This is a genomic window from Parabacteroides leei, assembly GCF_023369805.1.
GTDB lineage: Bacteria > Bacteroidota > Bacteroidia > Bacteroidales > Tannerellaceae > Parabacteroides > Parabacteroides leei.
In genome coordinates this window covers 532,626-545,780 of sequence record NZ_JAMBQG010000001.1, presented here as the reverse complement: position 1 = coordinate 545,780, position 13,155 = coordinate 532,626, and the positions used below count along the sequence as shown (strand labels likewise).

General features: G+C 47.5%; 10 protein-coding genes. 2 read left to right on the top strand and 8 right to left on the bottom strand.

Annotated elements, in window-relative coordinates; all coding sequences use genetic code 11:
* Nucleotides 1-5 precede the first annotated feature (5 nt).
* A complete protein-coding gene (locus tag M1P97_RS02205) occupies nucleotides 6-863 on the top strand; it encodes a BRO-N domain-containing protein (RefSeq protein WP_249388269.1) in 858 nt (285 codons plus the stop codon).
* Between the two features lie 18 nt (nucleotides 864-881).
* Here M1P97_RS02205 and M1P97_RS02200 read toward each other — a convergent pair whose 3' ends face one another.
* From M1P97_RS02200 to tsaD, 4 genes are all read right to left on the bottom strand, one after another.
* Nucleotides 882-2,234 carry an MATE family efflux transporter gene (locus tag M1P97_RS02200; protein WP_249388268.1) on the bottom strand — a complete coding sequence of 451 codons (1,353 nt, stop codon included), beginning with the start codon at nucleotides 2,232-2,234 and terminating at the stop codon, nucleotides 882-884.
* Between the two features lie 87 nt (nucleotides 2,235-2,321).
* Nucleotides 2,322-2,876, bottom strand: coding sequence for a Crp/Fnr family transcriptional regulator (locus tag M1P97_RS02195; RefSeq protein ID WP_249388267.1), 555 nt, complete (start codon nucleotides 2,874-2,876; stop codon nucleotides 2,322-2,324).
* Between the two features lies 1 nt (nucleotide 2,877).
* On the bottom strand, nucleotides 2,878-3,357 hold the full coding sequence (locus M1P97_RS02190; RefSeq protein WP_394803871.1) for a CinA family protein: 480 nt from the start codon (nucleotides 3,355-3,357) through the stop codon (nucleotides 2,878-2,880).
* A gap of 241 nt (nucleotides 3,358-3,598) precedes the next feature.
* Nucleotides 3,599-4,618: a tRNA (adenosine(37)-N6)-threonylcarbamoyltransferase complex transferase subunit TsaD gene (tsaD, locus tag M1P97_RS02185; protein WP_249388265.1), complete on the bottom strand. Its 1,020-nt coding sequence runs from the start codon at nucleotides 4,616-4,618 to the stop codon at nucleotides 3,599-3,601.
* Between the two features lie 143 nt (nucleotides 4,619-4,761).
* Between tsaD and M1P97_RS02180 the strand changes: the two genes are divergently transcribed.
* Nucleotides 4,762-9,225, top strand: a complete 4,464-nt coding sequence (locus M1P97_RS02180) for a translocation/assembly module TamB domain-containing protein (protein ID WP_249388264.1) — start codon at nucleotides 4,762-4,764, stop codon at nucleotides 9,223-9,225.
* On the opposite strand, the gene M1P97_RS02175 is transcribed toward M1P97_RS02180, so the two are convergent.
* Genes M1P97_RS02175 through xylE form a run of 4 tightly spaced genes read right to left on the bottom strand, consistent with a single transcriptional unit; the run spans nucleotide 9,206 to nucleotide 13,147 of the window.
* Nucleotides 9,206-10,138: a tRNA-dihydrouridine synthase family protein gene (locus M1P97_RS02175; protein WP_195372786.1), complete on the bottom strand. Its 933-nt coding sequence runs from the start codon at nucleotides 10,136-10,138 to the stop codon at nucleotides 9,206-9,208. The genes M1P97_RS02180 and M1P97_RS02175 overlap by 20 nt on opposite strands.
* Complete coding sequence (gene lipB, locus M1P97_RS02170; protein ID WP_195372787.1) at nucleotides 10,138-10,803, bottom strand: lipoyl(octanoyl) transferase LipB; 666 nt, start codon at nucleotides 10,801-10,803, stop codon at nucleotides 10,138-10,140. The genes M1P97_RS02175 and lipB overlap by 1 nt, the downstream gene beginning before the upstream one ends.
* On the bottom strand, nucleotides 10,749-11,543 hold the full coding sequence (gene mtgA, locus M1P97_RS02165) for a monofunctional biosynthetic peptidoglycan transglycosylase (protein ID WP_249388263.1): 795 nt from the start codon (nucleotides 11,541-11,543) through the stop codon (nucleotides 10,749-10,751). The genes lipB and mtgA overlap by 55 nt, the downstream gene beginning before the upstream one ends.
* Before the next feature lie 56 nt (nucleotides 11,544-11,599).
* On the bottom strand, nucleotides 11,600-13,147 hold the full coding sequence (gene xylE, locus M1P97_RS02160; protein ID WP_249388262.1) for a D-xylose transporter XylE: 1,548 nt from the start codon (nucleotides 13,145-13,147) through the stop codon (nucleotides 11,600-11,602).
* Between the last annotated feature and the right edge of the window lie 8 nt (nucleotides 13,148-13,155).

Sequence of the window (13,155 nt, the reverse complement as noted above, 5' to 3'; positions counted from 1 at the left end):
AAGTTATGACACAACAGAATGCAATCAAAATCTTTGAAGAAAAAAAAGTACGCACCGTATGGGATAGCGAAACGGAAGAATGGTATTTTTCCATAGTGGACGTAATTGCCGTATTGACGGATAGTAAAAATCCATCAACATACTGGCGAGTGTTGAAAAAAAGGCTATTAGACGAGGGAAATGAAACCGTTACAAATTGTAACGCTTTGAAGTTGCCCGCCACAGATGGCAAAATGCGTCTAACCGACGTAGCCACCACCGAGCAACTTTTCCGCCTGATCCAGTCTGTCCCTTCGCCTAAAGCAGAGCCTTTTAAACTTTGGATGGCTCAAGTAGCAAAAGAGCGCCTTGAACAGATGCAAGACCCGGAATTATCCATCGAACAGGCTATGAGCGATTACAAACGTTTGGGCTATTCCGACAATTGGATCAACCAACGTCTTAAAAGCATCGAGATACGTAAAGACCTGACTGATGAATGGAAACGTCACGGCCTGGAAGAAGGCGTACAATTCGCTACTCTTACAGATATTATTTATAAGACATGGGCGGGAAAAACAGCAAAAGAATACAAACAATTCAAGAACCTGAAGAAAGAGAACCTGCGTGATAACATGACTAACAAAGAATTAGTTCTAAACATGCTTGCAGAGCTTTCAACGAAAGAGATCTCGGAAGCCATAGGTCCGGACTCTTTCGATGAGCACTCTGAAGTAGCCCGACAAGGAGCTACAGTAGCACGCAACGCCAGGTTGGAGCTGGAGGAAAAGACAGGACAGCCAGTAGTCACCCCTCTTAATGCTAAAAATATTCAGTCTTTGCAACAAGACAAAAAAGAGAATGAAAAGACCGGAGAAGAGTAGGCTGCCAGTATGTCGACCTTATCTCTTTAACGACTTGCGCACCAGCCAGTAAGAGACTGACAACGTGCAAATCTCAGCGATCGGTATATCATACCAGATGGCGTCGATACCGAATACAGCGGGGAGGACAAGTATACCGATTCCTACGAATATGAGTCCTCTCAAAGCTGATATAATGATTGATATCTTCGCATTCCCGATAGCCGTAAAATAGCTGGATGCCAGAATATTCAGCCCGCACAATAAAAAGGCAAAGCAATAGATCGAGACACCGCGCGACGCAATGGCAAATGCCTCGCTACTGTGATCGTTGAAAAACAATCCGATAATCTGTTCGCCGAACAATAACAATACCAGGAACAGACCGATCCCGATCGCAGAATTAACCCGCACGGCAAGTCCCAGGATCGACTTGATACGTTCCTGCTTCTTCGCCCCGTGGTTATATCCTATAATAGGTATGATACCATCCGATATCCCCAGGAATATGGTGGTTCCGATAAACAGGATATAATTGATTGCCGTAAACGCCGCCACCCCGCTTTCACCCAGATACTTCATCATCGTGATATTGAAGAGGAAAACGGTAATTGCCACCGATAGTTCAGACATACCCTCCGACGACCCGTTATAGAAAGCATTCCATACCAGCCGCCAATTGTAGCGTCCACGTTGGACGGCGACGACTTCGTGACGCGAAAACAACCGGGGCACATTCAGGCAAGCACCGATCGTAAAGGCAATACCGGTCGCCAGTCCGGCTCCCATCACGCCCCAACCCAATACGGCAACGAACACGAGGTCGAGAATAATATTCAGGATCACGGTCGTCCCCATGACCGAAGTCGCATACAAGGGATGCCCCATCGCTTTAATGATATAGTCGCCGAAGAACATCGTACACAAAAACGGAAAGAAAGGGACCAATGCCCGGATATATCCTACGGCATCCCCCTGCAACACAGCATTCGCCCCCAGGAAAGAAGCGATCTCCCCCGCAAATAAATAGATCAACAGGCTCACCACCAAAGACATGGCTATCAGAAACAAGAATACCGAACGCAACGCATTGTTCGCTTCCTGCTTGTCACCTTTTCCCAGACTGATACTGACAATCGTCTGCCCCCCGATGCCCATCACAATGGCAAACGCCGAGATCAAACTATAACACGGTAAGATCAGATTCACACTAGCCAACGCATTAGCGCCCACAAACCGTCCGAGCACAATCCCGTCGATCACGGACTGGATACCCAGAAATAATAGTCCCGCCACACCGGGAAGTGCATACTTTGTAAATAACCGGGGAATCTCACCTGTCAACAATAATCTCTCTCTTTCCTGGCGGAAGAGAGCTTTTTCCTTACTCATAAAACAACTTGCTTTTAGTTCCGGCTGCAAAGGTAAGGAGGTCTTTTCAGAGAAAAATTACCATAAGATAATTTCGGTTTGCCCTTTTTATTTAGAAGAGGAACGGATACGGCTCAACGATTGCGGCGTGATCTGCAGGTAGGAAGCGATATGTTTCAACGGCACTCTCTGAAACAAGTCCGGGCGGGAGTTCATCAGACTTTCATATTGCTCGCGGGCATCACTCCAACTGTCATTAATAAAATAGTTCTCATATTCCCGCAGGTAATAGTCGAGCAGTTTCAATCCCCAGATAGCAATATCGTGCGACTGTTCGAAAAGTTTTTCCAGTTTCGTGGCAGGGATACGGAACAGGATGGTATCCTCCACCATCTCCACGTTATAGACCGAGATGTCACGGTAAACAAAATTGATCATTTCGCCGTCGCTGGCAAACCATAAGGTGATATCTTTCGTATCCAGTTCGACATACGCCCGGACCAATCCCTCTTTGACGAACCAGACAAACGGGTCGCGGTCGCCTTCCCTCGTCGAAAGTTCTCCTTTCGAGAAAGCCACTTCCTCCATCTCGTCGACCAGCAACCGGATCGCCTCGTCGGACATCGGATAAACCGCCCGCTGTTGTTCTATGAATTTATCCATGCTATTTTTGTAACAAATCCAATAACAGGGTCAACGCTGCATCCGCCGCCGCCTGTATATTTTCCGCCCTGACCGTTCCGAAATGAAAACAATGTGAGACGACTTCGCCTTTCAAAGCTGCGGCGATCCAAACCGTGCCGACCGGTTTTTCCGGGGTTCCTCCGCCGGGTCCTGCAATACCGGAAGTCGCTACTGCACAGTCGCATCCAAGGGTACAGACCGCTCCCTGCGCCATCTGTTCCACCACTTCACGGCTGACGGCTCCATATTGGCGAAGACTTTCTTCCGAAACACCCAATACATGCTGTTTCACTTCGTTGCTGTAAGAGACAACTCCCCCGACAAAATAATCGGAACTACCTGCCACTAGTGTAATCATATTGGCTATACGACCACCTGTGCAGCTTTCCGCCGTCCCCATCGACAACTTCTTTGAACGAAGAAGTTCTCCTAGTTGTTCACTGATTGATTGATTACTCATGATCATTTATCACTACGCTGAAGACATACCCTTATAACTCGAAAAGTGTTTCAACCTAATGGAACAGTTGTTTCACTGTAATGGAACAGTTGTTTCACTGTAATGGAACAGTTGTTTCACTGTAATGGAACAGTTGTTTCACTGTAATGGAACAGTTGTTTCACTGTAATGGAACAGTTGTTTCACTGTAATGAAACTCTTTTTTCTAAAGGATGTATGTAAACAGCAATTACCTACATTTTTAGATAACCACCCGTGAGAACGGAACAGCGTCCATCGGACAAAAATCCTTATCGAGGAATTTATAATAACCAGTGATGGCAACCATCGCCGCGTTGTCTGTTGTAAACGCGAACTTCGGGATATGCACTCTCCAGCCATACCGCTTTGCATGGTCGAGGAAGGCATCGCGCAAACCGGAGTTTGCCGAAACACCGCCGGCCACCGCCACCTCTTTTATATTCAGGTCTTTCGCTGCCTTGCGCAACTTATCCATCAGGATATCGATCACTGTCGACTGAAGGGAGGCACAAAGGTCACGTTTATTCTTTTCGATGAAGTCCGGATCTTCCTGTAGTTTATCCCTCAAGGTATAGAGGAAAGAAGTTTTCAGCCCGCTGAAGCTATAATCGTACCCCGGAATATGCGGTTTGCTGAAAGTAAAGGCTTTCGGATTTCCTTCGTTGGCCAACCGGTTCACCACCGGACCACCCGGATAACCCAGCCCCATTACCTTCGCACATTTATCGAAGGCTTCGCCCGCCGCGTCATCTATCGTCTGCCCTATCACCTCCATGTCGTTATAAGCATTCACTTTGATGATCTGCGAGTTACCGCCCGACACCAGTAAACACAGGAACGGGAACGAGGGAGCATGATCGTCTTCCGGCATTTCCTTGATAAAGTGAGCCAGTACATGCGCCTGCAAATGGTTGATCTCGATCATCGGGATGTCCAAAGAAGCCGCAAATCCTTTGGCAAAGGAGGTACCGACCAGCAGAGATCCCATCAACCCCGGCCCGCGTGTGAACGCAACAGCGCTCAGTTCCGACTTATCGATACCTGCACGCTTGATAGCCTCTGCGACCACCGGGATGATATTCTGCTGGTGAGCGCGTGAAGCCAACTCGGGAACCACGCCACCATATGCTTCGTGAACCGCCTGACTGGCTATCACATTCGACAGCATCACGCCGTCGCGTATTACGGAAGAGGAAGTATCATCACAGGATGATTCTATCCCCAATATTGTTACACTCATACTCTTCTCTCGTTTTTTTGTGCAAATTTAATGAATTCTATCGCGATATTGTTGTAGATTTGTGCTTAAAATATAGTAAAGATATCAGAGGACTCAAATACATAATCATTACCCTACTTACTCTGTTCTGGATATTCTATGCAATGCCCTTCATCTTGTTGAAGATACCGTACGTTCAACACCGGGTTTCCGACATTGCATCGACCGAATTATCCAGCCACCTTGGTGTGCCTGTTAAGATAGGAAATGTCAGTATCGAGTGGTTCAACCGTGTGGTTCTCGACAACTTATACCTCGAAGACCAGGATGGAAAAACATTATTCGAAGCGAACCATGTGGCGGCAGGCTTCGAAGCCCTTCCCCTGCTGAAAGGCAAATTCGTATTCTCGACCGTGCGTCTGTTCGGTTTCTCGGTCAATCTGAAAAAGAAGACACCTGAAAGTCCGCTGAACCTCCAATTCGTCCTGGATGCTTTCGCCAGCAGAGACACCTTGAAGAAGAGTCCGAATATCGACTTGCGTTTCAACTCGATCCTGATCCGGCGCGGAAACTTCCGTTTTGACGTGGAAAGTGCCGACTCTACCCCCGGCAAGTTTAATGCCAAGCATGTGGACATCAAGAACCTGAGCGCGAAAATATCCCTGAAAGCCTTCAACAAGGACAGCCTGAACGCCAACATCAAAAAGATGAGTTTCAACGAGGCTTCCGGTTTTGAACTGGATAAACTTTCGATGAATATCATCAGCAACCGCGACAGTGCTTTCATCAACAACTTCGAAATAAAATTACCGCAAACGGATTTGAAAATCAGCCGTGCACAAATCGGTATGCACGAAATTGAGAATGTCACCCAGTTGTTGAACCAGGCTCCGCTGGAACTAAACATTTCTCCTTCACAGATATGCCTGAAAGACTTGTCGCCTTTCGTCCCTGCCTTCCGGAATTTTACGGAAACGATCGAACTTTCGGCCGAAGCATCCGGATACATCAATAATATCGACCTGAAACGGTTGACTTTACGGTACAGCGACAAAATGCTTTTCGTCGGAAAAATGGAACTGAAAGGTATCTCCCACCCCGAAGAGGCTTACATCTTCGGACAGGTTAACAAGATGTATATCACGACCGACGGTATAGCCGGACTGGTGAATAACTTCAATAAGAAACCCGTCATACTTCCCGATCCGATCGTCAAACTTGGAACGGTAAACTTTACCGGTGAGATCTCCGGCTTCTTCGATAACCTGGTTGCTTTCGGAAAGTTTTCGTCGGCCATCGGTTCCGTGCAAACGGATATGATATTCGGTAGCGACAAGGAAAACGGCATCACGGCCTACCTGAAAGGACATGTTTCGACCCCCGGACTGCAACTGGATGAATTATTCGGCGAAGGCAACCCGTACGGAAAAACAAAGCTCAGTATCTCGCTCGATGCCAAACGGCATGAACACACCGGTTTCTTCGGGAACATAAAGGCAAATATCGACGAAGTTGAATATAGGAAGTATACTTATACGGACATCCAGCTTTCCGGTAACTTCAAAAAGAACAGCTTCGACGGAATGGTTCAGGTGAACGACCCGAACGGCAAACTCTATGCCGAAGGAATGTTCAGGCACGAAGGACAAAACTCGATGTTCAATTTTACGGCCAACCTCCAGCATTTCCGCCCGGACAGCCTGAACCTGATCGACAAATACGAATCGCCTGACATCTCTTTATCGCTGAACGCCGACTTTACCGGTAACAACATCGACAATCTGGAAGGTAACATTTCAATAGACAGCCTCTCGTTTAAAACCGCTCCGAGCAGTTTCTTCCTGAAAAAGCTGCTGGTGACTGCCTCCGGACATTCGCTGGACCGCCACCTGACCATCTCTTCGGATATCCTGAACGGGGAGATAACCGGAGCCTATTCGTTCAAAACAATCGTGCCGAGCTTTATGAATACTTTCAAAGGGTATATACCGGCACTGATCAACGTTACCCAGAAAAAGCAGAAAGTGGAAGAAAACAATTTCTCCCTGTTGCTTACTGTCGAAAACACCGACAGTATCTCGCAGACGCTTAAGTTGCCTTTCACGATGGTCAGCCAGGGACGTATCACCGGACACTATAACAACTTGTACAACAAATTCCGTTTCGAAGCTTTCCTGCCCAAGTTCAAACTGGGCAATTCGATGTTCGAATCCGGCTACCTGACCTGCGACAATCCCACAGAAGATATAAGCCTGCAACTCAAAGCGATCAATTATAACCAGAAAGGGACCCGCAACTATCTCGACCTGAAAGCCGACGCAAAAGATAACCGGATCAATACCCTGATCGGTTGGGCCAACAACAAAGAAAAAGAATTCAGGGCCGAACTATCCGCTTCCGCCCTCTTCACGGAAGAAGAGCATGAAAAGGGACCTGCCACCTTAAGGACGAATATATCCCTGAACGAAAGCCCGTTGGTCCTCAACGATTCGATCTGGAAGATCAATCCTTCGGAAATAACCATCGCCGATGGCAGGATAGATATCGACAACTTCAAGGTATCCAACGAGCAGCAGTACTTGCGGCTGGACGGAAGCATTTCCAAAAACCCGACAGACACTTTGCTGATGGACTTGAAAGAGGTTGAACTCAGCTATATTTTCGACATACTGAATATCCCTGTCCTGCAATTCGCCGGAAAAGCCACAGGTACGTTTAATATATGCGACCTGTACGGTAGCCGTATGTTGAACACCGACCTGGAAATAAAAGACTTCTCCTTCAACCAGGTAGGACTCGGCCGCCTGAACCTGTTCAGCGAATGGGATGACGAACAACAGGGAATCCTGATGCTCGGCAGCATCTATAAGAACGATACGACGTGGACCGACGTGAGCGGGTATATATTCCCGGTCGGAAAAAATGCCGGCCTATCCTTGTTCTTCGACGCGAACGACCTCAACATCGCTTTCCTCCATCCTTTTGTCGACAAGGTAGCCAAGAACATTCAGGGACGCGGGTTCGGAAGTGTCCACCTGCATGGCCCCTTCAAGGCGCTTACAGTCGAGGGAGACGCTTATGTGGAAGACGGTGGCCTGGGAATAGAATACACCAATACGTACTATACATTCTCCGACTCTATCCATATGGATGCAGGCTCCATCAATATGCGGGATCTGAAAGTGAACGATAAGTTCGGTAATCCGGGTATCGTCAATATGCATGTCTACCATGACCATTTCAAGGATGTCAGCTTCGATGTAAATGTCAAGACAAACAACATGCTGGTGTTCAACGCTACCCGCAAACTCAATCCGCTGATCTATGGAACAGTATTCGGTAGCGGAACCGCTTCTATCAAAGGGAATGACAAATTGATCAACTTCGATATCAATATGCGTAACGATCCTAAAACGGCTGTTACGCTCGACTTCATGAACAATACATCGGCAGCCGATTACGACTTCATCACTTTTGTCGACAAAAAGAAATTACAGGAGTCGGTAACAAACAGCACACTCCCGCACGACTCGCTGAAGATCGCCTCAAACATCGAAGATGAAGGTGCCGAACTACGTATGAACTTCCTGCTCGACATAACTCCCGAGGCTGATATCGAACTGATCATGGATCCGATAGCCGGCGATAAGATCACAGGTAATTGCAGCGGAAGTATGCAGATAGAATACGGAACAAAGACCGACCTGCGTATGTATGGCAATATGGGTATCGTCAGCGGTAACTATAACTTTAGCCTGCAACAGATCATACACAAAGACTTTAAGATACGCGAAGGCAGTTCGATCGACTTCCGCGGCGACCCTTTCAATGCCACGATGCACGTAAATGCCATCTATAACCTGACTGCCAACCTGCGTGACCTGGACGAAGAACTTGCCCGACAAAGTGCACGAACCAATGTCCCGGTAAACTGCGTGCTTAACCTCGATGGCATGTTACGTAACCCGAGTATCTCGTTTGACCTGGAACTGCCCGGCTCTAACGAAGAGATAGAACGGCAAATGAAATCGCTGATCGACACCGAAGATATGATGACACGCCAGATCATCTACTTACTTGTTCTGAATAAGTTTAATACTCCCGAATATAGCCAGAACGCCTATCGTTCAAATGATTTCAGTGCCGTGGCTTCTTCTGCTATATCTTCCCAGATATCCAGTATACTGAATAGCCTGACCGACAAAGTACAAATCGGCACTAATATCCGTACGAGTGAAGATGGCATACAAGATACTGAAGTTGAAATGTTGCTGTCCAGCCAACTACTGGATAATCGTCTACTGCTTAACGGTAGCTTCGGCTATAAAAACAGAACTACCGAAAGCACGCAAAAGAACGACTTCATCGGAGAATTCGACCTGGAATATAAACTGACTAAGAATGGGGAAATCCGCTTAAAGGCTTATAATCATTCGAATGATATGTACCGGTATCTAAAACAGTCGCTGACTACTCAGGGCGTAGGTATCATGTTCAAAAAAGACTTCACACACCTGTCCGAATTCTTCCGTAGAAGGAAAATACTTCCACTAACCCCGCTCGCTCCCGCCAATACGGATACGATCCCTCCGATGCGGATGGATACTACTACGACAGCAACTCCTTAACGGCTGAATAATAAACAGTAAGGTTGTTGCTTTTGATCACCTTTTTCCGCAAACGCTTTTCGGCATCCGGCAATAGGTAATCCCAAAGTGTCTTTAGTTTTGCCAGTATCTGATGATCTCCCCCTTCCAGGCATAAGCTATATTGCTCAGCCAACAGGCGGTGGAAGTCGGCCAACCGAGTCTGTTTCTCCGTGGCCGATAAAGTTTTGCCGTTTGCATATTCCGCGGCCAGCCAGGGGTGAGATAACAATCCCCGTCCCAGCATGACTCCTTTCAGCGCTGGGAAACGATCGGTTATCGAGTGAATATCTTCCAGACTACCCAAGTCGCCGTTATAAAAGAGTGGCAATGTACATGCTTCATAGAAACGGGAGAACCCTTCGATATCCACCACTCCTTTATACTGTTGCAATCCGATTCGGGGATGCAAAGTAACATGTGCCAGGGGAAGAGAGTTGATAAAAGGCAAGAGTGCCAGAGACTCATCCGGTTGCTCCCATCCCAAACGGAGTTTCAGGGAAAAGCTCATCTCGGGAAATTCGCGGATCGTACCCAGCAAAGCAACAGCCTCTTCCTTGTATGGTAATATCCCGGCTCCACGATGCAACCGGGCTTGCATAGGAAACGGACAACCCATATTTATATCCGCCTGCCTGTAACCCCTCTCCCGGAAAAATGCAGCAATGCGACGGAATTCATCAGGTGTAGCAGCTATCAGTTGGGGAATGACCGGGACATCCTGATTATGCTCAGGGGCTATGTCACGCAAATCTTTGTTACGGAACCCCTCTTTCTCCAGACGGACAAAAGGGGTATAGTAGTTCTCCACACCGCCGAAGATACGGCTATGGGCTTCCCGGTACACGTCATCGGTATAGCCTTGTAGCGGGGCAAAATGAACTTTATAATCCATCAGGGAAACAGTTCTGAAAATAATGTATGCAGTTGTACTTTCGCCTTCCCAAAGTCTTGCTTGCCCCCCAGTTCCTTTTCCAGCGAGGTAACACCCTTATCCGTAAAACCGCAGGGGTTAATCAGGGAAAAATAGCTCAGGTCTGTATTTATATTCAGCGCAAAACCGTGCATCGTGACATACCGGCTACTTTTTACTCCGATAGCACATATCTTTCGGGCGCGGCCTTTCACCTCCGGATCTATCCAGACTCCGGTCGCACCTTCCAACCGCTCCCCTTTGATCCCGTAAAGGGCCAGAAAGCGGATTATAACTTCTTCCAAGGTATGGATATACTGTTTCAGCCCCAACTGCCAGTGTTCCAGGTCAAAGACCGGATATCCTGTGATTTGTCCGGGTCCGTGATACGTTATATCGCCACCCCGGTTCGTATGAAAGAAGGATATTCCCTGGCGCTGCAACAGCTCCACAGGGATCAATAGGTTCGAGTCTTTCCCGCTTTTCCCGATGGTCAGCACCGGCTGATGTTCACAGAAAAAGAGTTTATTCTCTCCCTGTCCGCCCCATATCTTGGCCTGAATCAACGTCTCAAACGCTTCCGTCTGAACGGCTAAAGCTTCGGTGTAATCGATATGTCCGAGGTCGTGAAAAGTGAAGCTCTCCATTTTTTTCTCTTTTTAATTTTACCGTTTTTGTTTTCGATCTCTCCCGCTCCATAACCCATCTGGATCTTTATCAGTTTTCCCATCAGGGAAAGGATCTGCCCCTGCCGCTTCAACATGTAGGGAGAAGGCTTTCCTGAATTAAACTTCCGCGGATTGGGTAGTGAAGCGGCGATCAGCGCTGCTTCACCGGCACTCAACTTCGAAGCCGGTTTCTTGAAATGAGCCTTTGCCACCGCCTCGGCCCCGTAGATGCCATCCCCCATCTCTATGGAATTCAGATAGACTTCCATGATACGTTCTTTTCCCCATATCCACTCGATCAATAACGTGAAATAGGCCTCGATCCCCTTACGGATATAGCTTTTAGTCGGAAGAAGAAAAACGTTTTTGGCTGTCTGCTGGGAGATCGTGCTGGCACCACGTACGCGTTTTCCCTTTTCCGCCTCATCGCGGGCTTTCTGGATCTGTTCGATATCAAAACCGTTATGATCCAGAAAAAGGTTATCTTCCGAGGCAACTACTGCCTGAACCAATGGCTGGGCAATCTGTGATAACGGGACCCAGGTATGATCCAGTTTCCAGGGTTTGCCTTCCTTATACTGATCATACAAACGTGTCAGCATCAAAGGGGTATAGTAGACGGGAATGAATTTATAAGCCACCACCGCCAATATGCTTGATATAAACAGGAATATGAGAATGTTCCTGCACCAAATTAAAATCCGCTTTATAAAAGGCATATTATATTGTCTCCATTAAACGGTGGCAAACTTACAAAAAAAGCACTAGAATAGCATTATCTTTTCCAGTATTGCTCCATTTGTTCCAACGTCTTCCCCTTTGTTTCGGGCACGAACTTCCAGATGAAAGCGGCAGCAAGGATACCCATCAGACCGTATATCCAGTAGGCCACACCATGATTGAAAGTTTCTGTCAGGTACTGGTTCTTGTCGAGCATCGGGAAAGTCCACGATACGAGGAAGTTGGCTATCCACTGTCCGGCTACGGCAATACTCATTACGGTAGAACGGATAGAGTTCGGGAATATTTCAGCCAACAATACCCAGCAAACCGGTCCCCACGACATGGCAAACCCTGCTGTATAAACCAGCATGCAGACCAGCGAACCGATGCCTACCGAGTGCGTATAGAAGGTAGTCCCCAGGATTATCATGGAAACAGCCATAATCAAAGCACCGATAATCATCAACGGACGGCGGCCGAACTTATCGACGGTAAAGATTGCCAATACGGTAAACGACAGATTTACTGCGCCCACAACGATCTGTTGCAGCAATGCGGCATCAGTAGCAGCCCCCATTGTCTTAAATATCTCCGGAGCGTAATAGAGTACCACGTTGATACCAACAAACTGCTGGAAGCCGGACAAGAGAATACCTACCATAATGATAAGTACGCCATACGAACGGATCGGGAACACCAACGATACAAAGAAGCTGCCGATCAAAGCAATCTCCAACGCACTTGTATTACCAGCCAGTTCCAATGCCCCGTAAGCCAACAGGAACAAAACCAGCCACGCTCCCATAAAACGGAAGTACGGACGCATGGAAGGCGCCTTTTCTTTAAAACTTTCCTTTATATCGACCAACTCTTTCGCCGCCTCGTCTTTCTCCATCAGACGGTCGAGAATTGTCAATGCTTTCTCCGTCTTTCCACGCATCACCAGGTAACGGGGCGTTTCGGGCACAAACATCAACAAGGTGAAAAAGAACACAGCCGGAATGATTTCGGAAGCAAACATCCATCTCCAACCCACCGTATTCAACCACGTAGCATCTCCCTGCAGAGCGATCGTGTAATTCACAAAATAAACGACCAGCATACCGAAGATTATAGCAAACTGGTTCCACGAAACCAGGTTACCACGACGGTCAGCCGGGGCAACCTCAGCGATATACATAGGTGATACCATCGAAGCCAGACCGACCCCTATTCCACCCAGGATACGGTAAGCTACAAACAAATACATATAAGTATGATCCCCGCTTCCGGGCAATCCCAATCCGAATTCGGGCCATGCCGAACCGATCGCCGAGAGCAGGAAAAGAATAGACGCCACGATCAATGTCGGCTTACGACCGTACCGCTGGCTGACCCAGCCGGCAAAAGAGGCTCCCAAAATACAACCGATCAGCGCACTGCTGACCACAAATCCTTCCAGCGAATTCGCCTGGTCGAGCGGAAGTCCGTAAGGTTCGATAAAGAATTTTCTTAGTGATTCTACAGTCCCGGAAATGACAGCTGTATCATATCCGAATAATAACCCTCCAAGGGTTGCAACGAGGGTAAGGCCAAAAATGTAACTATTGTTGTTTTTCATATCTACTA